Raw genomic sequence first — 23,275 nt, forward strand, 5'->3', positions numbered from 1 at the left:
TCCCGGCGCTCTCTACCCGGCCTCACCGGCCCTGAACCAAACCGGCATGTTTACCCCCGGCGATGCCGGTAAGCCTGCGGTGATGGACGTCGTCGAATCGGTCGGCGGGACCGTGTCGCGGTGGCGCGGCGGGCGGATCCTGCATCCCCGCGGCCGGACCTTCACCGCACAGCTGCGGGTGTACGGGTCGGCCGGCCGCACATGGGGCTCGCCGCTGCTGGACGGGCTGCCGGACGGGCATCGGCGGCGGCCGTGCCGGTTCCGGGCGACGGTGCGGCTGTCGAAGGGCGGCGGCACCCCGGTCGGCGTCCCGGACGTGCTGGGCCTGGCGGTGCGGGTGCACGACGACCGCGACGGCGACGCGGACCTGCTGCTGTCCAGCACCACGCGGCTACCGGTGCTGCGGCACCTGCCGGTGCCGGCGTTCACGTTCGACGGCACCCCGTTCGGGTCGCTGCTGGCGTACCGGGCCGGCGCCGGGCAGCGGCTGTACTTCGGCGCCGTCGGGCACGGCGACGCCGGCGACTTCCGGTTCCACCTGTCGGCGCGGGCCCCGGGCGGGCCGTGGCTGACGTTCGCGGTCCTGCACCTGGGTCCGCCGCTGCCGCCGGCCGACGACACCCGCATCGCCTTCGACCCGACCGTGTCCCGCCGCGACGACCTGCGGGTCACCGGCGTGGTGCAGCGCCTGCGGGGCGTCGCGTACCGCGCCTCGCAGCACGGCCGCCCGGCGCAGCCGCAGCGGGCCGGCGGGGTGACGGAGTCCGTCGCCGGATCGCGTCCTCAGTGGACGGTGGCGGTGGACAGCACGGCCGAGACCGCCGCCAGGACCTCCCCCGGGGTGACCCGCAGCAACGCCGGGTGAGGCTCGCGGCCCGGGGTGTCGCCGGGTTCGGCGACGGTGCCGTGCCAGATGGCGCGGTGCCACGGTCGGGTGGCCGGCGGGCCCCACCGCTGCGGGGACATCGGACCGAACAGCACCACCGACGGGGTGCGGAACGCGGTCGCCAGGTGCGCGACCCCGGTGTCGCCGCTGACGAGCAGCCGGGCACGGGCGATGACGGCGGCGAGCTCGCCGAGCCCGGTACGCCCGGCGAGGACCGCCGACCGGTCGAGCCCGGCCGCCGTGGCGACGGCGTGCGCGGCCGCCTCCTCGCCGGGGCCGCCGGTGAGCACGACCTGGTGGCCGTCGGCGGCGAGCTGCCGGGCGACGGCGGCGAACCGGTCGACCGGCCACCGGCGCCGGCCGGACTTCGCGCCCGGGTGCACGACGCTCACCCCGACGGGTGCCGGGTGCCCCGGGGGCGCCAGGTCCAGGTCGGTGCGGTCGGCGGGGATGCCGTACCAGTGCAGCAGCCGGCACCAGCGGTCCACCTCGTGCTCGTCGTCGCACCAGTGCGGGCCGTCGTGGTGCCCGGCGGGTGGGCAGGCGAAGGCGAGCAGCCGCCCGGGGGCCGCGGCCCGCAGCAGCCGGTGTGACTGCGGGCCGCGGCCGTGCAGGTTGACCGCCAGCTCGGGCGGCGGCCCGTCCCAGGTGCGGGGCGTGAGGTCCTCGACCGGCAGCTGCGCGTCGACGGCCTCGACAAGGTCGACCAGCGGTGCCAGCCAGGCCGGCGCGGCGAGGGTGAGCCGGTGGCGCGGGAACGCCGCCCGCAGCCCGCGCAGCGCCGGCACCGCCGTGGCGAGGTCGCCGATGCCGAGCGCGCGCAGCACGAGCAGGCCGGGTGACCGGCTCACGGGTAGGAGGTCTCCGTCTCGGCGCAGACCACCAGCTCCCGCACCGCGCAGCCGGCGGGCTGGCTGAGCGCGAACATGATGGCGGCGGCGACGTTCGCCGGGTCGTTGAGCACCGCGTCGGGTCCGGGCTTGTACTGCGCGTCGCGGTCGTCGAAGAACTTCGTGCGCATGCCGCCGGGCACGACGAGGGTGACGCCGACGTCGCCGGCCAGCTCGGCGGCGAGCGCGCGGGTGAAGCCGACGACGCCGAACTTGGCCGCGCAGTAGGCGGTGGCGTCGCTGACGGCCTTGACGCCGAGCGTCGAGGCGACGGTGACGACGGTGCCGTGGGTCTGGCGCAGCGCGGGCACGGCGGCGCGGATGACGGCGGCGGTGGCGAACAGGTCGACGGCGACGATGCGCTCCCACACGTCGCCGGGCACGTCCTCGAGGCGGCCCGGCACGTCCATGCCGGCCGCGGTGACGACGCCGTGCAGCCCGCCGGCGTTCTCGACGACCTGCCGGGTCGCGGCCTCGGCGGCGCGGGTGTCGGCGAGGTCGCACTCGACCCACGGCACCCCGTCGGCCGGCGCGTGCCGGTCGACGACGAACGGCCGCCCGCCGGACTTGGTGACCGCGGTGACGACTGCGGCGCCGAGGCCGCTGGCGCCGCCGGTGACGAGGATGGCCGGTCCTGCCTGTGTCATACGTGCTCCTTCGAACGTCGGGTCTGTGCGGTGGTGATGAGCCGGGTGGTGGAGCGCCCGGCGAGGTACGGCACGATGACCGTCTGCCCGCCGTAGCGCTGGACAACCTCGCTTTCGGGCAGGTCCGGGCCGCCGTCGGCGTAGTCGCCGCCCTTGACCCAGATGTCGGGGCGCAGCCAGGTCAGCAGCGTGGCCGGGGTCGGCTCGTCGAACACGACGACGGCGTCGACGCAGCCGAGCGCGGCCAGCAGCCTGGCCCGGTCGTCCTGCGGGTTGAGCGGCCGGTCGGGGCCTTTGAGCGCCCGGACCCCGGCGTCGGAGTTGAGGCACACGACGAGGCAGTCGCCGAGCCGGCGGGCCGCCTCGAGGGTGGCGACGTGCCCGGCGTGCAGCAGGTCGAAGCAGCCGCCGGTGGCGACGACGGTGCCGCCGCGGGCGCGTACGTCGGCGATGATCCGGCCGGCCTCCCGCGGGCCGACCGGCACTGCCGACGCCGAGGGCTGCGCCGCCACCCCGGCGGGGTCACCCGCCGGGGTGGCGGCGGGTGCGGCGAGGGCGGTGGTCACGCCGCCGGCCGCGACGTAGGCGGTGGCCTCCGCGACGGCCTCCTGCACTGCCTCGGACACCAGGGCGCCGCGGGCCAGGGCGAGCGCGGCGGTGGCGGCGAAGCGGTCCCCGGCGCCGCACGTGTCGCCGCCGGCCGCGGCCGGCGGCGGCACCACGAGCGGGGTCGGGCCGGACTGGCACAGCACCGCGCCGTCGGCGCCCATCGTCACCGCGATCGCCGCGCTGCGCCACCGGTCGCGCAGCGCCCGGCCGCCGCGCACCGCCGTGGACAGGCGGGTGCCGTTGCCGGCATCGCCGGACAGCGCCCGGACCTCGGCCAGGTTCGGGGTGGTGAGGCGGGCGCCGTGGACGGGGGCGGCGCCGTTGGGGTGGGGGTCCCACACGATCGGGGCGGCCGCGGCGGCCAGGGCGGCGCGGACCGCCGGCTGCCGGGTCACGCCGCGGCCGTAGTCGCTGACGAGGATCGCCGCCGCGTCCGCGAGCACGGCGAGGGTGGCGGCCGGCGGCTCGCCCGGGTCCTGCTGCGGCCCGCCGCGGTCCAGCCGCAGCAGCACCTGCCCGTGCGCGCGCAGCCGCATCTTCTGCGGGGTGGCGCCCGGCAGGTCCATCGCGTACACGGTGACGCCGGCGGCGGCGAGCAGCGCGCAGAGCCGGGCGCCGGCCGCGTCCTCGGCGATCGCGGTCACCAGGGCGACCCGGTGGCCGGCCCGGGCGGCGAGCAGCGCGGCGAGTCCCGCGCCGCCGGGCCGCTCGGTCGCCGTGTGCTCGTCGAGCACCGGCGCGGGCGCGTCCGGGCACACCCGGGCGACGGTGCCGTCCACGTCGCGGTCCAGCAGCGTGTCACCGACGACGACCAGCAGTTCGTTCATGTCGCGCTCCCATGTCCGTTGCCGTGGTAGCCGTTGCCGTGATACCCGTTGCCGGTCGCCGCGCCGGCGGGCATCGCCGCGAGCACGAGGTCCGGCAGCGGGCTGCGGTGCCGCTGCGCGCCGCGCAGCGCGGTGCGCCGTTCCAGCACCGCCGGCAGGCACCGGTCGACGTGCTCGCACAGCACGTGCACGGACACCAGGTGCAGCTCCTGCACGACCTGGCTGTCCGGCGACGGGCAGGTGACCGCCTCGTCGCACAGCTCCGCGAGCGGGTTCGGGGCCGGCCCGGTGAACGCCCACGTGTGCATGCCGGTCTCCCGGGCGGCGTGGACCGCGGCGAGGAGGTTGGCGCTGCGGCCGCTGGTGGACAGCACGACGAGGACGTCGCCGGGCCGGCCGTGGCCGCGCACCTGGCGGGCGAACAGTTCCTCGTAGCCGTAGTCGTTGCTGATCGCGGTCACCGCGGACGAGTCGGCGCACAGGGCGATCGCCGACAGCGGCGTGCGGTCGTCGCGCAGCTTGCCGACCAGCTCGGCGGCGAGGTGCTGGGCCTCGGCGGCGCTGCCGCCGTTGCCGGCCACCAGCAGCCGCCCGCCGTGCCCGAGGACGGCGGCGAGGCGGCTGCCCCAGCGTTCCAGTTGCGGTGCGGCGGCGCGGAACGGGTCGAGCGCGTCGGCCAGCCCGTCGAGGTGCGCGTCCAGCAGCGTCGGTTCGTCGCGGGTCATCCGGCCAGCACCTCGCTCGGGCGGGTCGCCGGCCGCAGGTCACGGTAGACGGCCTCGAGCCGGGCCGCGGTGCGCGACCAGTGGTAGCACTGCCGGGCGCGGTCCAGCGCGGCGGCGCCGTAGGCGAGGCGGCGCATCCCGTCGTCGAGCAGCCCGCGCATGGCGGCGCCGAGGCGGCGCGGGTCGCGGGGCGGCACGAGGTCGCCGGTGACGCCGTCCACGACGGTGTCGGTGAGCCCGCCGACGGCGGTGGCGACGACCGGCACCCCGCACGCCATCGCCTCGAGGGGGGTGAGGCCGAACGGCTCGTACCAGGGCGCCGCGACGACCGCGTCGGCGGAGCGGTACCAGGCGGCCATGTCGGCGGCGGGCACGGCGCCGGCGAGCCGGACCCGGTCGGCGACGCCGGCGGTGGCGGCCAGCCGGGTGAGGTGCCGCGCGTACGGGTCCGCGGCGAGCTCGGCCGCCGGCGGGCCGCCGACGATGACGCACTCGGCGTCGGGGACGTACCGCAGCGCGTGGATGATCTCCTCGAAGCCCTTGCGGGGTACGAGCCGCCCGACGGTGAGCAGGCGGCGCAGGCCGGGGGTACGGTCCACGGCCGGGCCGTCGGGGGTGAACCGGCGCTGGTTCACCCCGGACGGCACGACGATGATCTTGGAGCGGCGCACGCCCAGCCGGACCAGCTCGGCGACCTCGTCGGTGCACTGGGCGACGACGCGGCCGACGGAGCGGCAGATGGCGCGCTCGGCGCTGACCCGCACGGCCGGGCTGGTGTCCTGCGCGCCCTGGTGGCGGCGCTTGACGCTGCCGAGCGCGTGGAACGTCTGCACGACCGGGGCGTCGACGTGCCGGGCGGCCTCGACGGCGGCGAGGCCGCTCATCCAGAAGTGCGCGTGCACCACGTCCGGGGCCCAGTCGCCGGCCAGCCACTGCCCCGCCATCCAGCGGGCGAAGACGCCCATGTGCGGCAGCAGCTCGTCCTTGGTGAGCGCCTCGGCGGGGCCGGCGGGGACGTGCACGACGGTCACCCCGTCGCCGGTGCCGACCTCGGCGGGCAGGTCGGTGTCGTCGCGGCGGGTGTAGACCCGCACGTCGTGGCCGAGCCCGGCCATGGCCGCGGACAGCTCCGCGACGTGGGTGTTCTGCCCGCCGGCGTCGGCGCCGCCGAGCGCGGCGAGTGGACTGGCGTGTTCTGAGATCATCGCGATGCGCACAGTTCCTCCTCCAGCAGGCGGTCCCAGTCGGCCAGGAACCGATCGAGCCCGTACCGGGCCAGGGCGGCCGAGCGGGCCCGCTGTCCCATGCGGCGGGCCTCGTCGGGGTCTTCGATGAGCCACAGCGCGGCGTCGAACAGGTCCTCGACCCGGGTGGACACCACACCGGCGTCCGGCGGGACGGCGCGGGCCGCCTCGGTGGTGGCCAGGGCGAGCACCGGCATGCCGATCGTCATCGCCTCGATCAGGCTCAGCCCGAGCGACGTCCAGCGGCACAGATGCAGGTACACCCGCCGCCGCGCGAGCGCGGTGTGCATGTCGGCCTGCGGCGGGTCGTCGTACACCTGCAGCCGGTTGCCGCCGAGTCCGAGCGCGTCGGGCAGTCCGGCGGTGCCCATGCCGAAGACGTCCAGCGGTGCGGCGGCGGCGAAGCGGGCCATGAGGTCGGTGCCGGTCACCCGGCCGCGGCGCACCGGCTCGTTGGTGACGACGGCCAGCCGCGCCAGCTCGCCGCTGTAGCGGGCGCCGGGCTCGACGATGCCGTGCTCCACGACGGTGGTCGGGGTCGATCCGCAGTCCCAGAACAGGTCGTTGAAGTGGGTGACGTGCACGACGCGCAGGTCGTCGCGGTCGGCCATCGGGTGCCGGGTCCCGGGCACGTCGCCCTTGGGGGTGTTGTGCTCCACATACACGGCGGGCACCTGCGTGCCGGGGCGGCGGCCGAGCCACCGCTCGGCGAGCGGCAGCTCCTCGGGCCGCTGCAGGACCACCACGTCGACGTCCTCGATGGACAGCTGGTCCGCGGTGACCTCCTCGACGGTGTCCGGCCACGGGTAGGTCAGGGCGCGGCCACGGCCATAGGGGCCGCGGTCGTCGTCGACCGGCACCAGATAGCGGTGTTTGCCGTGGACGAACGCGGTCGTCCAGGCCCCGTGCACGTGCCAGAGCAAGATGTTCACGAGGTCTCCTCGACAAGGGTCCGGACGGCGTCGAGCACGGCGCGCGGCTCGACGCTGGACAGGCAGGGATGGCCGGGGACCGGGCAGACGGCCGCCCGGCTGTCCCGGCACGGCGCGGCGGCGTCGCCGAGCCGCACGAGCGGCACCCGGAACGGCGCCCACTGTCCGAAGGGGACGGTCGGCGCGTACAGGCTGACGACGGGCGTGCCGACGGCGGCGGCGAGGTGGGCCGGGCCGGTGTTGCCCACCACCAGGCAGCCGGCACCGGCGATGAGGGTCGCCAGCTCCCGCATGGAGGTGCGCCCGCCGAGGTCGGTGCCGCCGGCGGCGGCCACGGCGGCGGTCAGCGCGGTCTCGTCCGGGCCGCCGGTGACCAGGACCCGGTGCCCGGCGGCGGCGAGCCCCGCGACGGCGCGCGCGTACACCTCGGGCGGGCAGGCACGGGCCGGGACGGACGCGCCGGGGTGCACCACGACGTACGTGCCGCGCCGCTCGGGCCGCGGCGCGGTGATCCGCAGCCGCAGGTCGTCGCCGGCGGGTGGGGCGAAGCCGGCCGCGACGGCGAGGGACAGGGCCCGTTCCGCCTCGGGGACACCGGTCGGGACCCGGTGACGGACGTCCAGCAGTGCGCCGGGGTAGTCGTCGCTGATCGCGCTGATCCGCCCGATGCCGGCCATCCGCAGCAGCAGCGCCGTGGGCAGCGGCGACTGGTGGAAGGAGGTGAAGATGACCGCTTCCTCCGCGCCGGTGGCGGCGATGCGCTCGACCATCGCGTCGACGGCGGCCCGCTCGACCGGGTCGGGCCGCGGGTCGATCCACGGCAGCCGCCACTGCAGCAGCTCGTCGACGCCGGGCAGCAGCTCCGCGGCGGACCGGCCACGCGGGCCGCACAGCATGACGACCCGTTCGGCGCCGGCCGCGACGGCGCGGATGGCCGGACCGGTCACCAGCACGTCGCCGGCCGAGTCGGCCCGCACCACGAGCACGCACCGGCGGGTGCGGGGCGCGGCGGTGGCGGTGGCCGCGTCCGCCGGCAGCAGGTACCGCTGCCGGTGCAGGACGAGGTCAACCGCCCCGCTGAGCGTATCCGCGACGCTGGGTGCTGACGCGACTTCGGTGAGTAGCGTCTCGGCGGTCGGCACAAGGACGGCCGTCGCGCCGGCGGCCTCCGCGGCGCAGATGTCGCGGCCGATGTCGCCGATGAGCACGCACCGGTCGGCGGTCGTGCCGAGGGCCGCGGCGGCGTCCAGGACCATCCCGGGCGCCGGCTTGCGGCACCGGCACCCGGCCTGCTCGTCGTGCGGGCACACCTGCCAGGTGTCGAACGGGCCGAGCAGCTGCTCGATCCGGGCGTGGACGGCGGCGAGGTCCTCGGCGGTGAACCGGCCGCGGGCCAGCCCCGACTGGTTGGTCACGACGCCGAGGCGCAGGCCGGCGGCGCGCAGGCGGTCCAGGGCCTCGCGGGCGCCGTCGACGGGGCGCACGAGGGCCGGGTCGCCGTTGTACGGCACGTCGTGCACGAGCGTGCCGTCGCGGTCGAACAGGACCGCGTCGAACAGCCCGGTGCCGGCACGGTCGGGGACCGTGGCGGCGGGGCGGGGCGCGAGGACGGTCATGCCGGCACCTCGCTGTGCCTGGCCGCGGTGTCCACATCGGACTGTGACACTCCCCCGGCGGGCGGCGGCGATCCCACCGGCGGCGATCCGGTCTGTGATCCGGTCAGCGGGCGGGCGCCGCGCCAGCGCAGCCAGCCTCGGCACCATGCGGCGACCGCCACTGGCGGGATCGCCGCGCTCGTCACGAGCATCGCCGCCACCTCCCGGGCGGTGCGGGGGCCGGGCAGGATCCGGGCGGCGGCGAACCGTGCGGTGCCGGCGGCCCAGCCGAGCCCGGCGGCGAGCGCGCCCGCGGCGACGGCCCGGCGGCCGGTCGCCGCGGCGGCGCCGGCCAGCGCCAGGGCGCCCACCCCGGCCGCGGTCACCGTCGCGTGCGCGCGCCGCCGGCCCGGCGGGATGTCCAGCAGGGTGCGCCAGCGCGGGCCGTACAGGTGCCGCAGCAGCGCGTCGTCGGTGTTGCCGCGCTGCGTCCGGACGCTGACCCAGGGGTCCTCGCGGCGGACCGGGTGCACAATCGTGCGGCCGCCGCGCAGCAGCCGCCAGCCGGCCTCGCGGACCCGGAACGCCAGCTCGGCGTCCTCCCGGAAGGCCCGCGGGAACCGCTCGTCGAAGCCGCCGACCTGCTGCAGGGCGGCGCGCCGGTACGCCATGTCGGCGGTGATCCAGGCGCCGTCGGCGAGCCCGGCGGTGACCCGCTCCCAGTCGGTCGGGCGGCGCCCGGCGGGCAGCGGGACGGTGACCCGGCCCTGCACGCCGCCGACCGTCTCGTCGACGGTGAGGTCGTCCACGAGCCGGTCCAGCCAGCCCGGCGCGGCGATGACGTCGTCGTCGAGGAACGCGACCCACTCGTGGCGGGCGGCGCGCCACCCGGCGTTGCGGGCGGCGGCCGGGCCGCGGCCGCGGCCGTCCACGGTGAGCAGCTCGACGGGGACGCCGGCGGCGGCGAGGTCACCGAGCGACGCCACCAGCGTGGCGAGGCTCGGCCGGCCGATCGTCGGCACGACCAGGCTCACCCCGGCCGGCGCGCGCCTCACCGGCCGCCCCCGGCGGCGGCGTCGGAGGCCGGGCCGCCGTGCGCGGCACCGCCGGAGGCGAACGCGCCGGCGCGGTGCACCGCGAACGGGCCCATGGCGAGCAGGTCCACCGGCGCGGAGCCGAACAGCTCCATCGCCTCGCGGGGCGTGTCGACCATCGGGCGGCCGGCCGTGTTCAGTGACGTGTTGACCACCACGGGCAGGCCGGTGCGCCGCTCGAACTCGGCGAGCATCTGCGCCACCAGCGGCTCCTGCTCGCGGTGGACGGTCTGCACGCGAGCCGTGCCGTCGACGTGCACGACCGCGGGGATGCGCTCCGTCCACTCCGGACGGACCCGGTGCACGAACAGCATGTACGGGCTCGGGTAGACGCCCTCGAACACGTCGGCGAAGCGCTCGGCGCGCACCATCGGCGCGATCGGCCGGAACTGCTCGCGGCCCTTCACGTCGTTCATGCGGGCGGTGGTGTCGCGGTCGCCGGGGTGCGCGAGCAGCGAGCGGTGCCCGAGCGCGCGCGGGCCGTATTCGCTGCGGCCCTGGTACCAGGCGACGATCCCATTGCGGGCGAGCACCTCGGCGGCCTCGGCGGCGATCGACGCGGGCCGGCTGTAGGGCAGCGCGGCGCGGCGCAGCTCGGCCTCCAGCTCCTCGTCGGACCAGCCGCGGCCGAGGTCGGCGCCGGCCATCGCGGTGACCGGACCGCCGTCGCGGGCCACGTGCAGGGCGGCGCCGAGGGCGGTGCCGGCGTCACCGGCGGCCGGCTGCACCCAGACCCGCTGGAACGGGCCCTCGGCGGCGATGCGGGCGTTGGCGACGCAGTTGAGTGCCACCCCGCCGGCCATGGTGAGGGTGGCCGGGCCGCCGGCGGCGTCGTACGTCCACCGGGCCAGGTCCAGCAACACCTCCTCGAGGCGGGTCTGCACGCTGGACGCGAGGTCGGCGTGGTCGTCGGTCATGTCGGCGTCCGCGGCGCGCGGCTTGGTCAGGGCGGTCCAGTCGATGCGTTCGACCCGGAACCCGCCGTCGCCGGTGGCCCGCACCAGCTCGCGCAGCTGCGGCAGGAACCTGGGCCGGCCGTAGGACGCCAGGGCCATCACCTTGTACTCGTCGCTGGAGTGCAGGAAGCCCAGGTGGCGGGTCAGGTCCTCGTACAGCAGGCCGAGCGAGTGCGGCAGCCGCTGCGAGGCGAGGGGCCGCAGCTCGCCGTCGTGGTAGACGCCGGCGAGGTGGCTGGCCGCCTCGCCGCGGCCGTCGAGGACCAGCACGGCGGTGTCACCTCCGTCCGGTGGCGCGGCGAGCGCGGCCGACGCGGCGTGCGCGACGTGGTGCGGCACGAACCTGACCTGCTGCGGGTCGAGGCCCGGCAGCGCCTCGGCGAGGAACTGCGGAGCCCGGTTGGCGTAGTCGACGCGCATCGGGTCTGACGGGTCACGCAGCCCGGTGTCGGCGAGGTTGCCGCACAGGGCCGGGTCGAACGAGTACGCCACGGCGTCCAGGTCGTCGGGGCGCAGCCCGGCGTGGCGCAGGCACCAGGCTGCCGACAGCTCGGGCAGCTCCCATGCGGAGAACGGCACGGGTCGCTTGCCGTGCTTACGGCGGCTGAACCGTTCCTCCTCAGCGGCGGCGACCACCTGTCCGTCGACGATGAGCGCCGCGGCGGGGTCGTGGAATATCGCGTTGATTCCGAGAACCTTCACGTGTCGTTGCGCTACCCCGCAGAACCGCTTCGAACCAACAACATCGGCGAAGACGAAACGTTTGACCTGCACTGATCGGGGTATAGCGGCGTGCTGTGCAGCGGATCGAGCAATGCATCGCCGGTATGTGGACCGCGGGCAGCGGTACAGACACATTGACCGTATTCGACCCAACGAATGGCGCGGAGGTCAGTTCCGCGCCGCAGGCGTCGCCGGAGGACGTGGCCGCGGCGGTGAAGGCGGCCCGCGCCGCGCAGCCGGGCTGGGCCCGCACCGCACCCGCCGAGCGCGCCGCGGCGCTGCGCTCGGCGGCCGACGCGCTGGAGGCCGCGGCCGACCGGCTCGCCGGGGTGATGCACGCAGAGATGGGCAAGCCCGTCGACGGTGCCCGCGACTCGATCGGCGCCGGGGTGGCCACGCTGCGGCAGTACGCGGAGCTCGGGCAGCTGCACGGTGGCCGTACCCTCGCCGGGGACCCCGGTGCGATCGACCTGATGGCGTGCGAGCCGCGGGGCGTCGTCGCCGCGATCACGCCGTGGAACGACCCGGTCGCCGTGTCCTGTGGTCTGCTGGGCGCCGCGCTGGTCACCGGCAACACCGTGGTCTACAAGCCGAGCGAGCGCACCCCGGCCACCGGCTGGGAGCTGGCCCGCATCCTCACCGCGCAGCTGCCGGATGCCGTGCTGTCGCTCGTCACCGGCGACGGGCGGGCCGGTGCCGCGCTCGCCGCCGCGGACGTTGACGTGGTGGCGCACGTGGGCTCGACCGCGGCCGGGCGGTCCATCGCCGCCGCGGCCGCGGCGACCGGCGCGAAGGTGCTGCTGGAGAACGGCGGCAGCGACGCGCTCATCGTCGACGGCGACGTCGACCCGGTCTGGGCGGCGCAGCAGGCGGCGCTGGGCGCGTTCGCGAACTCAGGGCAGATCTGCGTCGCGGTCGAGCGCGTGTACGTGCACCGGGCGGTCGCGGAGCGGTTCGTGGACGCGCTGGTCGCCGAGGCCGGCACGTGGGCCGGTCAGCTCGGGCCACTGGTCGACGTGCGCCACCGGGAGCAGGTCCACGCGCAGGTCACCGCGGCCGTGCGCGACGGTGCCGAGGTCCGCTGCGGCGGGCAGGTGCCGGCCGGCCCGGGCGCCTGGTACCCGCCGACGGTGCTGACCGGTTGCACCGACGACATGGCCGTCGTGGCGGAGGAGACGTTCGGCCCGGTCGCGCCGGTCGTGGTCGTCGACGGGTTCGACGAGGCCCTCGACCGGGCCGCCCGCTCCCGCTACGGCCTGGCCGCGACGGTGCTGACCGGCTCGATGAGCCACGCCCAGGCCGCGTGGCGGACCCTGGGCGTCGGCACCGTCAAGGTCAACGCGGTGTTCGGCGGCGCGCCGGGCGGCGCGGCGCACCCGCGGCGGGGCAGCGGCCAGGGCTTCGGCTACGGCCCGGAGCTGCTCGACGAGTTCACCGCCACGAAGGTGGTCCACCTGGAGGCGCCGCCGACCGGCTGGTGACCGCGCTCAGGCCGGCACCGGGACCGCGGACGCGGCGGCGCCGGCCGGTGCGGCGGCCTCAGCGGTGGCCCTGAACCACAGGGCCGCGCCGGTGCAGGTGAGCACGCCCACCGCCCCGGCGAGCAGGAGCGCACCGCGGGCGCCGATCGTCTCGCACAGCAAGCCGAGCACCGGCGCGCCGGCGATCCCGGCGAGGGCACCGACGACGGCGGTCGCGGCCAGGGCCCGCCCGCGCATGTCGTCGCGGGTGTCGAGCTGGATGCGGGCCGAGACGGTGGTGTCGACGATGACGGCCGCGGCGGCGATCGGCACGAGCGCGGCGGCGAACGTCCACAGGCTCGGCGCGACCCCGGCGACCATCTGCAGCACGCTGGCGGTGACGCCGGCGGCGACGAGCAGCCGGTGGTCGAGGGTGAGGCGGCCGGCGAGCAGGGCCCCGGCGACGGTGCCGGCGGCGAAGACGGTGGACAGCGCGCCGTAGCCGGCGGGGCCGGCGGCGAGGGGCCCGTCGCTCATCGCGGCCATCGTCACCTGGTAGTTGCGGCCGAGGCTGCCGAGGACGAACGCGACGGCGAGGGTGACGAGCACGACCGGCTGGGTCGCCAGGTACCGGAACCCGGCCCGCACCGCGCCCTTGGCCGGCGCCGCCGGGGCGGCCGCGAGGGGGTGTAGCTCTCGGGCGCGGATGGCCAGCAGGGCGCCGATGACGGCGAGGAAGCTGACCGCGTTCGCCGCGAACAGCGCGGCGGGACCGGCCGCGGCGACGACCACGCCGCCGACGCTCATGCCGGCGATGCGGCCGGTGGAGCTGATCAGGGAGCCGTTCGCGAGGGCCTTGCCGAGCAGCCGCGGGCCGGACACCATGCCGCCGAAGCGGCCCAGGGCGGGCCCGTCGACGGCGGACACCACCCCGGCCAGCACGCTGATGGCGTAGATCCAGCCCAGCTGGGCGCCGGTGGCCACCACGACCGTCAGCGCGACGGCGAGCGCCGCGTGCGCGGCCTGGGTCAGCAGCAGCATCCGTCGCACGGGCAGCCGGTCGGCGAGGGCACCGCCGTAGGGGCCGAGCAGCAGCACCGGCAGCGCGTGCAGCATGACGGTCAACCCCATGTGGGTCGCCGAGCCGGTCTCGCGCAGGACGAACCAGTTCACGCCCAGGACCTGCATCCAGGTGCCGGTCACGGAAACCAGGTCGGCGGCGGCCCAGTAACGGTAGTTTCGGGAAGCGAGAAGGCGCACGGGTCTGCCATCGGCCGATTGGACGACGCGCGAAAGGCACGAACCTGTCCCGCACCCGCACCGGCACCCGACCGCACCGCCGCCCGCCGAACCGGTCATCTCGACGTTAGCCGACATTCCGGACATGCCTGTCACGTCCGGGGCCGACGCGGCGAGTACCCGGGCCCCAGCGGGGTACCACGGTGGAGTGAAGCCCGGGTGATGTATCCCGTACACCGCCGCTGACCAGGCCAGAAGGAGACAAGGCATGGATCTCACGGTCACGGTGTCGACACACGAGGACGCCGGCCTCGTCGAGCTGACCGGCGCGCTGGACTTCGCCTCGGCGCCGTATCTGCGCCACGTGGTGTTCGGGCTGTTCGACGACGGCCACCACCACGTCACCATCGACGTGTCACAGCTGAGCCTGCTCGACGCGGGCGCCATCCGGGCACTGCTCTACCTGCACACCCGCGCCGAGCAGCTCGGCGGCGGGCTGCACGCGGCGGGAGCGACCGGCACGGTGCTGACCGCCCTGGAGATCACCGGGGTCGCCAAGACCCTGCGGGCCTACGACGAGCTGGACTGGCCGGTGGCCGAGCGCGACCGGCGCGCCGTACGGCTGGACGGCACCCCGGTCGCGCACGGGCTGTGGCCGGTCGAGGCGACCGAGCTGCTCAACCGGCTGCACCAGCTCGCCCCCGACGACCCTGACCGCGCCCGGCTGCGCGACGACATCATCGAGCGCTGCCTGCCGGCCGCCTACCGGTTCGCCCGGCGCTTCCACAGCACCACCGACTCGCTCAACGACCTGCTGCAGGTCGCCGCGCTGGGCCTCATCAAGGCCGTCGACGGCTTCGACGCCACCCGCGGCGTCGAGTTCGGCACCTACGCCACGCCTACCGTCACCGGGGAGCTCAAACGCCACTTCCGTGACCGCAACGCCGGTGTCCGGCTTCCCCGCCGGTTGCAGGAGCTGCGGCTGGCCGCGAACCGGGCCCGCGACGACCTCACCCAGACGCTCGGGCACACCCCGACGGCCCCGGAGCTCGCCGCCCACCTGGACGTGGACACCGAGCAGATCCTCGAGATGATCGGCTCGACCGGCACGTCGCGGCCGCTCTCGCTCGACCTGCCGGTCGCCGGCACCGAGGACGAGACGACGCTCGGCGACACCGTCGGTGCCGAGGACCCGCAGCTGGACCTGGTCGAGGACCGCACGACGTTGCAGGCGCTCATCGCCCGCCTGCCGAAGCGGGAGCAGCGCATCCTGTCGCTGCGCTTCTACGGCAACCGGAGCCAGTCGGAGATCGCGCAGGAGGTCGGGCTGTCGCAGATGCACGTGTCCCGGCTGCTGCGGCACTCGCTGGACTACCTGCACCGCCGCCTGACGGAGCAGTGACCCGTCAGGTCTGCGCGTTGCTCGGCAGCATCGCGCGGGCCGCCTCGTCGGACCACTCCACCAGAACCAGCGTGGCGTCGTCGGATGGTGGCCCGTCGTAGTGCGACAGCGCGGCGTGGCACAGCCGGCGCAGCGCCTCGGGCGCCGGCAGGTCGCCGGTGCCGCGCTCGACGAGGCCGGTGAGCCGTTCGATGCCGAACGCCGCGCCGGCACGGTCCCGGGCCTCGGTGATCCCGTCGCTGAACAGCAGCAGCCGGTCGCCGCGTTCCAGCGTCAGGTGGGCGACCTCGGTCCGCGGGTCGTCCAGGCCCAGCGGCATCCGCCGGCCGCCGTCGAGGCTGCGCACCACCTTGCCACCGCGGATCAGCAGCGGGCGCGGGTGCCCGGCGTTGACGTACCGCAGCCGCCCGGTCTGGAGGTCGAGCTGCGCGAGGACCGCGGTGGTGAAGCGCAGCTCCGGCAGGTGCTCCTCCAGGGCCCGGTCGGCGGCGCGGGCCATCGCGTAGAGGCCGTCGCCGGAGCGCCGGGCGGCGCGGATCGCCGACATCACCACCGCGGTGCCGAGCCCGGCCCGCAGGTGGTGCCCGGCCGTGTCGAAGATCGCGAAGTACAGGGTGGACCCGTCGGCGGCGTAGTCGAACCCGTCGCCACCCACCTCGTAGCACGGCTCCAGGATCGCCGCGACGACCGCCCGGTCGCAGGCGAACGTGAGCGGCGGCAGCAGCCGCCACAGCAGCTCCGACGCCTCCGACATGCGCCGGGTCCGGCGGACCTTGAGCAGCGCGTCACCGTAGGGCAGCTTCGTGGCGATCAGGTGCCCGACGAGCTGCGTGAACAGGTCACAGCCGGCGAGCAGGTCCGGGTCGTCCAGCGGGGTGCCGCCGCGCACGGTCACCTCCAGCACCCCGAGCCGCTCGGTGCCGTCCAGCAACGGCAGCCACAGCCGGGCCGGGTCCGTGTCCGTCGCGGGCAGCGACGCCGGCTCGACGGTCGTGAAGACCCGCCCGGGCACGGTCGAGTCGACGGCCAGCCCGCCCGGCGGCGGGCCACCCGGGCGCGGCACCGGGCGAAGGGTGCGCTGCTCCTGGTCGACCAGGTAGATGCGGGCCTCCAGCCCCAGCGGCGCCAGGGCCGCGTTCACCTCCGCGGCCAGGCCGTCGGGCTGAGCCAGCCGGGACCGCCGCAGCAGATCCGCCAGCGCGTCCCGCCACGGCCACTGCACACCCGCTGCGGTCACCATGCGCTCCTCACGGTGCCGCGTCCCGGAGATGAACGGCGCCGGATGCACGGGTACCCCAGGCGCGCCGCGCCGAACCCTGCCCCGGGCGGCGGTCCTGACACATGGCGGCGTGCTCCAAGGATCGGCGTTTTTCGGTGGGTGCGGTGGGTAGGGGGCGGTGAGACCCCAGAAAGGACCTCACCGTCATGGGCGCACCCACCACCGAACGACCCCTGGCCGTCGTCACCGGCGCGAGCAGCGGCATCGGCTACGAGCTGGCGAAGCAGTTCGCCGGGCACGGCTATGACTTGCTCATCGCCGCCGAGGACCCCGGCGTCGCACAGGCCGAGGCGCGGCTGCGCCAGGAGACCGGCGCCACCGTGACCGGCGTGCAGGTCGACCTCGCCACCTACGACGGCGTCGAGCAGCTGTGCCGGGACATCGCCGCGACCGGCCGGCCGGTCGACGCCGTCGCGATCAACGCCGGCCGCGGCGCCGGCGGCGACTTCACCCGGGGTACGGACCTGCGCGACGAGCTCAACGTCATTGACCTGAACGTCACCTCGACGGTGCACCTCGCCAAGCGGGTCCTGCCCGACATGGTCAGCCGCTGCGCCGGCCGGGTGCTGTTCACCTCCTCGATCGCCTCGACGATGCCAGGCTCGTTCCAGGCGGTGTACAACGCGTCGAAGGCGTTCGTGCAGTCGTTCTCCGAGGCCGTGCGCAACGAGCTCAAGGACACCGGCGTCACGGTGACGGCGCTGATGCCGGGTCCGACGGACACCGACTTCTTCCGCCGCGCCGACATGGAGGACACCAGGGTCGGCGCCGGGAAGAAGGACGACCCGGCCGAGGTCGCCGAGCAGGGCTTCAAGGCGCTGATGCGCGGCGACGACCACGTGGTGGCGGGGTCGCTCATGAACAAGGTCCAGGCGGTCGCGGGCAAGGTCGTGCCGGACACGGCGAAGGCCGAGATGCACCGCAAGATGGCCGAACCCGGCTCGGCGGCGTGACGCCATGCGGATCGTCAGCGCCGCGGCGGGCGCGTGCCACCGCCCACCGACCCGCACCAGCGGGTGATCGCGGTGCCCGCCGACCCGACCACGGCCCCTGATCTGGTGCCCGATCCCGACCGTACGCTGCTGTGCGACCTGGAGCGGGGCTTTCCGGTCGCGGTGGTGCACGCCACCGGGAGGCTGAGCATCGCCTCGGCGCCGATGCTGCGCCGGGCGGTGCACAAGGTGCTGACCGACCAACCCGACCTCATCCTGATCGACGTGGCGGGTCTGGAGACCGAGGACGACCTCGCGCTGACGGCCCTGCCGGCGCTGGCCCGGCACGCCGGCGCCGACGGCATCGCGGTGATCGTCACCGGCCCGGACGCCACCCTGCGGCACCAGCTGCAGACCATGGCCGTCACCCGGTCTGTGCCGGTCGCCGCGTCCCGGGCCTCGGCCCTGGCCCTGTACGAGCGCCTGCGCAGACCGTCGCGGGCCGCGCTGCCGTTGCCGCCCCACCCGTCGGCCACCGCCGAGGCGCGGCGGCTCGTGGACGAGGCGTGCCGGCGCTGGCGGATCACCGAGCTGGCGGACACCGCGGCGCTGGTCGTCACCGAGCTGGTCGCCAACGGCATCCAGCACGCCCGCACCCCGCTGTCGCTGTCGCTGTCGCTGCGGGAACGCCACCTGCACATCTCGGTGCGTGACGGCAGCTTCCTGCTGCCCCGGCGCACGACCGCCGACGTCGACCTCGAGTCCGGTCGCGGGCTGCTCATCGTGGAGGGTGTGGCGACCGCCTGGGGCTGCGTCGTCGTAGCCGACGGCAAGGTGGTGTGGGCGACCCTGCGCCGGGCCGGTGCGACGCGCCGCTCCCCCGGGCCTGGTCCTGCGCCGCGCACCGGAGGCTGAGCGGCCGCGCTGACCCCACCGGGTGGATGAGGTCGGTATGTGCGGGCAACGGCGGGTTCGTATGCTCCAGACGTGGGTCACAATGATGCGCCGACACTGACGGCCATGCTCGCCGCGGCCGAGGACGCCTCGCCGGTCGACGCGGTGGAGGCGGTCACCAGGGAGCTCGGCCGGGCGCTGCACGCGCGGTCGGTGTCGTTCCTCATCGCCGACCTGGGCGGCCGCGCGCTCGTCCGGTTGGCGCACATACCGTTCGACCCCTCCGGCGTCAGCGCCGGAGGGGCGCGCGACGGCGACGACGGTGCCGGGAGCCGGCGCCGCGGCGACGATGTGGCCACGCTCGTGCCGTTCGACGGTGGCCCGCAGGAGCAGGCGCTGCGCATGCAGGCCGTGAAGGTGCGCGCGGACGCCGGCACGTGGACGGTGTGGGCGCCGGTGACGGAGCGCGGCGAGGCGGTCGGGCTGCTGGAGCTGGTCCTGCCGGAGGAGCCCGACCGGCGGGATCTCGCGGAGATCAGCCGGATCGCGCACGTGCTGGGGTTCGTGGTGATCGCCAACCGGCGGCACACGGACCTGTTCGAGTGGGGGCAGCGCACCACCCCGTTCAACCTGTCCGCGGAGATCCAGCGCCGGCTGCTGCCGGCGGCGTTCACCTGCGAGGCCGGCGCGTTCACGCTGTCGGGATGGCTGGAGCCCGCGGCGAGCATCGGCGGTGACACCTTCGACTACAGCCTGGCCCGCCACCTGCTGCACTTCAGCGTCACCGACGCGATGGGGCACGGCGTGGCGAGCGCACTGACCGCCACGCTCGGGGTGAGCAGCCTGCGCAACAGCCGCCGCCGCGGGCACGACCTCATCGCGCAGGCCGACGCCGCCAACGCCGCGGTGGCCGAGCACGCCGGCACCAAAAGCACATTCGTGACCGCAGTCCTCGGCCGGCTCGACCTGCCCACCGGGGCCTGCGAGCTGGTCAACGCCGGGCACCTGCCGCCGCTACTGGTCCGCGACGGCGCCGTGCACCCGGTGCAGTTGCCGCGCAACTTCCCGCTCGGCATGGTCGCCGGCGCGACGTTCAGCGCCGGGACGGTGACGCTGGTGCCCGGGGACCGCCTGGTGATCCTGACCGACGGCATGCGGGAGCGTAGGGCGGCCCGGCTCGATCTCGACGCGGAGCTTCGCGCGGTCACGGCGCTGCACCCTCGGGAGGCGGCCCGCACCCTGGCCGACGCCGTGCTGCGGGTCGCCGGCCCGACCCTGGCCGACGACGCGACGCTGCTGATCGTGGACTGGTACGGCGGCCACGGCCGGCCCAGGCGCAGCATCGGCGGCGCCGACCCGGCCCGCGCCAGCGCGGCGCTGCCCGACTGACGGCGCACGCCGGCGCGCCACTGCCCTCCTGATGGGGCCGGGACAGGCCGCGCCGGGTCAGCGGGTCTCGTCGGCGGCCATGCTCGCCTGCGCCGCGGCGACGGTGTCGTGCACGTCGATGAGGCGGTCCACCGAGGTCAGCTCGAGCACCCGGCGCACCAGCGGCTGGACGCAGGCCAGGCACAGCAGCCCGGAGCGCTGCCGCAGCTGCTGCGACGCGGACACGAGCGCGCCGAGGGCGCTGGAGTCGATGAGCCGCACTCCGGCGAGGTCGAGCACGATCCGCAGCGCGCCGTCGTCGATCACCTGCTCCAGGCACGTGCGCAGCTCGGGCAGCGTGCCCAGGTCCAGGACCCCGGCGACCTGCACCACGGTGCAGCGTTCAGCCGGCAGGATCGTCAACGACAGGTCCACCTACGGTCTCTCCAATCACGCCGCGCCGCCCCACCATAGCCGCCGCGCGGGCGCGGCCCGGACGCAACCCCGGACCCGACGACGGCCGCCGCGTGTGAAGTTACTGGGTCAGCCGCCGGCGCAGCACCGCCAGCGCCTGGCTGAGCAGGCGCGACACGTGCATCTGCGACAGCCCGACCCGTTCGGCGATCTCCGCCTGCGACAGGTTGCCGTAGAAGCGCAGGGACAGGATCCGCTGCTCGCGCTCAGGCAGCCGGGCCATGGCGACCCGCAGCGACTCGCGGGCCTCGACCATGCCGTACTCGGGCGCGTCGACGCTGAGCCCGTCGAGCAGGGTCGTCTCGTCGTCGCCGACGGAGACCGGCGTGTCCAGCGACAGCGGCCGGTACGCCGACCCGGTGCCGAGCATCTCGATGATCTGCTCCTCGTCGACGTCGAGACGCCGCGCGAGATCGGTGACCGTCGGGGAGCGGCCCAGCGTCTGGGTGAGCTCGTCGCGGACCTTGTTCACCGCGATGCGCAGCTCCTGCAGGCGGCGTGGGACGCGGATGCCCCACGTGCGGTCGCGGAAGTGGCGCTTGAGCTCGCCGACGATCGTCGGCGTCGCGTAGGCGCCGAACTCCACGCCGAGGCCGGCGTCGAAACCGTCGACGGCCTTGACCAGTCCCACTGAGGCGACCTGCAGCAGGTCGGCGGCGGACTCGGCGCCGCCGCCGTAGCGGCGGGCCAGCCGGCGCGCGACCGGCAGGCACAGCTCGATGGCCTGCTCGCGGATCCGCTCGCGGCGCGGGTCATCGGGGTCCATCGCGCCGAGGTCGCCGAGCAGCCCGGTGACCGCGGGCGGCCACTGGCCGTGCGTGACCCGTAGCTCGTCGAGCGCGACCTCCTGACGGTCCCGCTGCCCCACCGGCCAGTCCAGCTCGTCGTAGACGCGCAGCTGCTTCGCCACACCGGAGATCTCCAGCGCGGTCAGCACCCGGCCGGCCGCCCCGGCCACCCGCAGACCGGCGCCGAGGTGCTCGGCCTTGGTCCGCAGGTACAGCAGCACCTTGATCGACGCCGCGTCGAGCAGCCGCAGGCGGGACACCTCGATGGTGACGTCGCGGGCGCCGCCGTCGAACAGGTCGAAGGCCGCCTGGCGCAGGTAGGGCGCCGAGGCGTAGTCGAGCACACCGGTCAGCTCCATCAGCGTCCTGGCGTCGCGGCTGGACACAGCGATGGTCAGGTGCACCGGACCCCCTCCGACCTCACCCGACTCTACGTCTCCGGGCCGCGCTCCGCCGGGTGAGTCGCCGTTTCCACCTCGCCGAGGGCTTCCATGACGAGAATCACCCCGATCGGGCCGGCCGCCTCGCTGACCAGCGGGCTGCACACGACGCGCAGCGTCACGGTGCGCCCACGGCGGTTGACCGCGCTGAGCGGCGGCGCCTGGCGCTGCTGGCCGCCGGTGAGCACCTCACGGATGACCGGGCGCAGCTGGGCGGTCGGCAGGCCGATGTCGAGGTTGAGGAAGTGCTGGTTGACGGCCTCGTCGGCACGCAGTCCCCACATGTCCTCGGCGCGACGGTTCCACACCAGGATGTGCATCTCGCGGTTGAGCACGACGACACCAGCCTGCAGGCTGCTCAGCACGGCGTCCATGAACGAGTTGGTGTCGTTGAGCTGGTTGGTGCGGTCACGCAGCTCGTCGTTGATGGACTGCAGCTCGTCGTTGGTCGACTGCAGCTCCTCGTTCATCGTCTCGAGCTCCTCGTTGGTGGACTGCAGCTCCTCGTTGGTCGTCTCCAGCTCCTCGACCGTCGACTGCAGCTCCTCGTTGGTGGTCTCCAGCTCCTCGTTGGTGGACTGCAGCTCCTCGTAGGCGGTCTCCAGCTGCCGGTTGGCGATCTCCAGCTCGTCCTGCAACCGGCGGGCGGCGGTCATGTCCTGGAAGATGATGACGACCCCGAGCAGTGCCGCGTCGGAGTCGACGAGCGGGTTGATCTGGATATTGAGATGGATGCTCTCGGCGGTCCCCGTGCCGAGCTCAACGTTGTCAATCTTGACGACCCGCCGCTCCAGCTGCGCCTGCTCGATGTAGCCGCGCAGCTCGACCGGCCGGTAGGACAGGTCGAGGTCCCGGAACGGCCGGCCGATGTCGCGGGGCGACACGCCGAAGAGAGTCTCGGCGTGCCGGTTGGTCAGCGCGACGAGGCCCTCGGCGGTCACCACGACCTGCGCGACCGGGCTGGCCTGGAACGCCTCGTTGCGCAGCCGGTCCAGCGCGTGCATCTCCGGCCTGATCGGTGGCGGATACGTCTCGGCGAAGTAGCCGCCGCCGTTGACCATGGTCCGGGCGACCTTGTGGAACATCCGCCGCTTCAGGTCGATGGGGGTGAACATACTGGCGTGGCTGAGCAGCATCTCGGCCTTGCCCAGGAACAGCACGCCGTTGGGGGCCAGCGCGAAGTGGAACCGCGACAGGATGCGGGTCTGGGTCTCGGCGTTGAAGTACATCAGCGCGTTGCGGCACACGAGCAGGTCGATGCGGGAGATCGGGGCGTCCTGGACCAGGTCGTTGCGGCCGAAGATCACCGAGCGGCGCAGGTCCTTGCGGAACACGTACCGCCCGGCGTTGGCCTCGAAGTAACGCTCGACCAGCTCCCGGGGCACGGTCTGCAGGTCGCGCTCGGTGTAGATGGCCTGGCGGGCGTGCGCGAGGCCCTCTTCGTCGACGTCGGTGGCGTAGATCTTGACCCGCTCCCGGAAGGCGTCGACCCCCAGCGCTTCGGCCAGCACGATCGCCAGGGTGTAGGTCTCCTCGCCGGAGGCGCACCCGGCGCTCCAGACCCGGATCATGCCGTTGCGCTGGGCGAGCAGCTCGGGCAGCACCCGCTGGCTCAGCGCGGTCCACGCGTCCGTGTCGCGGAAGAACGCGGTCACGTTGATGAGCACGGTGTTGAACAGCGCCGTGAACTCGTCCGGGTGCACCTGGAGGTAGTCCAGGTAGTCGCCGTAGTCGTGCAGGTCGACCTGAGCCATGCGGCGGTCGACGCGGCGCATGAGACTGGAGCGCTTGTAGCCGGTGAAGTCGAAGCCTCGGGCCTCTTTCAGGTACACCAGCAACGCCTCGAAGTCGGGGTTCGTCTCGGTCACCAC

General features: G+C 75.1%; 20 protein-coding genes. 6 read left to right on the forward strand and 14 right to left on the reverse strand.

Annotated elements, in window-relative coordinates; genetic code table 11:
• The first annotated feature begins 82 nt into the window (after nt 1-82).
• Nucleotides 83-865, forward strand: a complete 783-nt coding sequence (locus OP18_RS27225; protein WP_052387412.1) for a hypothetical protein — start codon at nt 83-85, stop codon at nt 863-865.
• Here OP18_RS27225 and OP18_RS27230 read toward each other — a convergent pair.
• From OP18_RS27230 to OP18_RS27270, 9 genes are read right to left on the reverse strand one after another with little or no spacing between them, the layout of a single operon-like run.
• Nucleotides 784-1,737 carry a glycosyltransferase family 9 protein gene (locus tag OP18_RS27230; protein WP_245635534.1) on the reverse strand — a complete coding sequence of 318 codons (954 nt, stop codon included), beginning with the start codon at nt 1,735-1,737 and terminating at the stop codon, nt 784-786. The two genes, OP18_RS27225 and OP18_RS27230, sit on opposite strands and share 82 nt — an antisense overlap.
• A complete protein-coding gene (locus OP18_RS27235) occupies nt 1,734-2,423 on the reverse strand; it encodes an SDR family oxidoreductase (RefSeq protein WP_033361905.1) in 690 nt (229 codons plus the stop codon). Before OP18_RS27235 ends, OP18_RS27230 begins: the two co-directional genes overlap by 4 nt.
• Entirely contained in the window at nt 2,420-3,859 is a 1,440-nt protein-coding gene (rfaE2, locus tag OP18_RS27240) for a D-glycero-beta-D-manno-heptose 1-phosphate adenylyltransferase (protein ID WP_033361906.1), read from the reverse strand. Before rfaE2 ends, OP18_RS27235 begins: the two co-directional genes overlap by 4 nt.
• Nucleotides 3,856-4,584, reverse strand: coding sequence for a D-sedoheptulose-7-phosphate isomerase (locus OP18_RS27245; protein ID WP_081971165.1), 729 nt, complete (start codon nt 4,582-4,584; stop codon nt 3,856-3,858). Before OP18_RS27245 ends, rfaE2 begins: the two co-directional genes overlap by 4 nt.
• Nucleotides 4,581-5,801, reverse strand: coding sequence for a glycosyltransferase (locus tag OP18_RS27250; protein ID WP_033361907.1), 1,221 nt, complete (start codon nt 5,799-5,801; stop codon nt 4,581-4,583). The genes OP18_RS27245 and OP18_RS27250 overlap by 4 nt, the downstream gene beginning before the upstream one ends.
• Nucleotides 5,786-6,760 carry a glycosyltransferase gene (locus OP18_RS27255; RefSeq protein ID WP_033361908.1) on the reverse strand — a complete coding sequence of 325 codons (975 nt, stop codon included), beginning with the start codon at nt 6,758-6,760 and terminating at the stop codon, nt 5,786-5,788. The genes OP18_RS27250 and OP18_RS27255 overlap by 16 nt, the downstream gene beginning before the upstream one ends.
• Complete coding sequence (locus tag OP18_RS27260; protein ID WP_052387413.1) at nt 6,757-8,376, reverse strand: HAD-IIIA family hydrolase; 1,620 nt, start codon at nt 8,374-8,376, stop codon at nt 6,757-6,759. Before OP18_RS27260 ends, OP18_RS27255 begins: the two co-directional genes overlap by 4 nt.
• Nucleotides 8,373-9,410, reverse strand: a complete 1,038-nt coding sequence (locus OP18_RS61955) for a glycosyltransferase family 2 protein (protein WP_081971166.1) — start codon at nt 9,408-9,410, stop codon at nt 8,373-8,375. Before OP18_RS61955 ends, OP18_RS27260 begins: the two co-directional genes overlap by 4 nt.
• Nucleotides 9,407-11,107 (reverse strand): carbamoyltransferase family protein, encoded by a 1,701-nt coding sequence (locus tag OP18_RS27270; protein ID WP_052387414.1) that lies wholly within the window; start codon nt 11,105-11,107, stop codon nt 9,407-9,409. The genes OP18_RS61955 and OP18_RS27270 overlap by 4 nt, the downstream gene beginning before the upstream one ends.
• A 95-nt stretch (nt 11,108-11,202) precedes the next feature.
• Between OP18_RS27270 and OP18_RS27275 the strand changes: the two genes are divergently transcribed.
• Nucleotides 11,203-12,609 carry an aldehyde dehydrogenase family protein gene (locus OP18_RS27275; RefSeq protein WP_389252385.1) on the forward strand — a complete coding sequence of 469 codons (1,407 nt, stop codon included), beginning with the start codon at nt 11,203-11,205 and terminating at the stop codon, nt 12,607-12,609.
• Nucleotides 12,610-12,615: 6 nt separating this feature from the next.
• On the opposite strand, the gene OP18_RS27280 is transcribed toward OP18_RS27275, so the two are convergent.
• A complete protein-coding gene (locus OP18_RS27280; protein ID WP_033361909.1) occupies nt 12,616-13,848 on the reverse strand; it encodes an MFS transporter in 1,233 nt (410 codons plus the stop codon).
• A 247-nt stretch (nt 13,849-14,095) separates the two neighbouring features.
• Between OP18_RS27280 and OP18_RS27285 the strand changes: the two genes are divergently transcribed.
• Nucleotides 14,096-15,229 carry a SigB/SigF/SigG family RNA polymerase sigma factor gene (locus OP18_RS27285; protein ID WP_081971168.1) on the forward strand — a complete coding sequence of 378 codons (1,134 nt, stop codon included), beginning with the start codon at nt 14,096-14,098 and terminating at the stop codon, nt 15,227-15,229.
• Between the two features lie 4 nt (nt 15,230-15,233).
• Here the strand turns inward: OP18_RS27285 and OP18_RS27290 are convergent, their stop codons facing one another.
• Nucleotides 15,234-16,466 (reverse strand): PP2C family protein-serine/threonine phosphatase, encoded by a 1,233-nt coding sequence (locus tag OP18_RS27290; RefSeq protein WP_156089816.1) that lies wholly within the window; start codon nt 16,464-16,466, stop codon nt 15,234-15,236.
• Between the two features lie 188 nt (nt 16,467-16,654).
• Here OP18_RS27290 and OP18_RS27295 point away from each other — a divergent pair, with 188 nt between their 5' ends.
• From OP18_RS27295 to OP18_RS27305, 3 genes are all read left to right on the forward strand, one after another.
• On the forward strand, nt 16,655-17,461 hold the full coding sequence (locus OP18_RS27295) for an SDR family NAD(P)-dependent oxidoreductase (RefSeq protein WP_033361910.1): 807 nt from the start codon (nt 16,655-16,657) through the stop codon (nt 17,459-17,461).
• 33 nt (nt 17,462-17,494) lie between these two features.
• A complete protein-coding gene (locus OP18_RS27300; RefSeq protein ID WP_052387416.1) occupies nt 17,495-18,355 on the forward strand; it encodes an ATP-binding protein in 861 nt (286 codons plus the stop codon).
• A 72-nt stretch (nt 18,356-18,427) separates the two neighbouring features.
• Nucleotides 18,428-19,723, forward strand: a complete 1,296-nt coding sequence (locus OP18_RS27305) for a PP2C family protein-serine/threonine phosphatase (protein WP_245635536.1) — start codon at nt 18,428-18,430, stop codon at nt 19,721-19,723.
• A gap of 57 nt (nt 19,724-19,780) precedes the next feature.
• On the opposite strand, the gene OP18_RS27310 is transcribed toward OP18_RS27305, so the two are convergent.
• From OP18_RS27310 to OP18_RS27320, 3 genes are all read right to left on the reverse strand, one after another.
• A complete protein-coding gene (locus OP18_RS27310; RefSeq protein ID WP_052387417.1) occupies nt 19,781-20,137 on the reverse strand; it encodes an STAS domain-containing protein in 357 nt (118 codons plus the stop codon).
• Nucleotides 20,138-20,237: 100 nt separating this feature from the next.
• A complete protein-coding gene (locus OP18_RS55580) occupies nt 20,238-21,368 on the reverse strand; it encodes a SigB/SigF/SigG family RNA polymerase sigma factor (RefSeq protein ID WP_081971169.1) in 1,131 nt (376 codons plus the stop codon).
• A 26-nt stretch (nt 21,369-21,394) separates the two neighbouring features.
• The gene (locus tag OP18_RS27320; RefSeq protein WP_033361985.1) at nt 21,395-23,272 is read right to left on the reverse strand and encodes a CheR family methyltransferase; all 1,878 of its coding nucleotides are present in this window, start codon (nt 23,270-23,272) and stop codon (nt 21,395-21,397) included.
• Between the last annotated feature and the right edge of the window lie 3 nt (nt 23,273-23,275).

The sequence above is a fragment of the Dactylosporangium aurantiacum genome, from assembly GCF_000716715.1.
In the GTDB taxonomy this organism is placed as follows: domain Bacteria; phylum Actinomycetota; class Actinomycetes; order Mycobacteriales; family Micromonosporaceae; genus Dactylosporangium; species Dactylosporangium aurantiacum.

What these genes read in the sequence shown, in the direction of transcription:
- OP18_RS27225 (WP_052387412.1), top strand. Translation starts at nt 83, where the DNA reads ATGGACGTCGTCGAATCGGTCGGCGGGACCGTGTCGCGGTGGCGCGGC.
- OP18_RS27235 (WP_033361905.1), bottom strand. Translation starts at nt 2,423, where the DNA reads ATGACACAGGCAGGACCGGCCATCCTCGTCACCGGCGGCGCCAGCGGC.
- rfaE2 (WP_033361906.1), bottom strand. Translation starts at nt 3,859, where the DNA reads ATGAACGAACTGCTGGTCGTCGTCGGTGACACGCTGCTGGACCGCGAC.
- OP18_RS27245 (WP_081971165.1), bottom strand. Translation starts at nt 4,584, where the DNA reads ATGACCCGCGACGAACCGACGCTGCTGGACGCGCACCTCGACGGGCTG.
- OP18_RS27260 (WP_052387413.1), bottom strand. Translation starts at nt 8,376, where the DNA reads ATGACCGTCCTCGCGCCCCGCCCCGCCGCCACGGTCCCCGACCGTGCC.
- OP18_RS27285 (WP_081971168.1), top strand. Translation starts at nt 14,096, where the DNA reads ATGGATCTCACGGTCACGGTGTCGACACACGAGGACGCCGGCCTCGTC.
- OP18_RS27295 (WP_033361910.1), top strand. Translation starts at nt 16,655, where the DNA reads ATGGGCGCACCCACCACCGAACGACCCCTGGCCGTCGTCACCGGCGCG.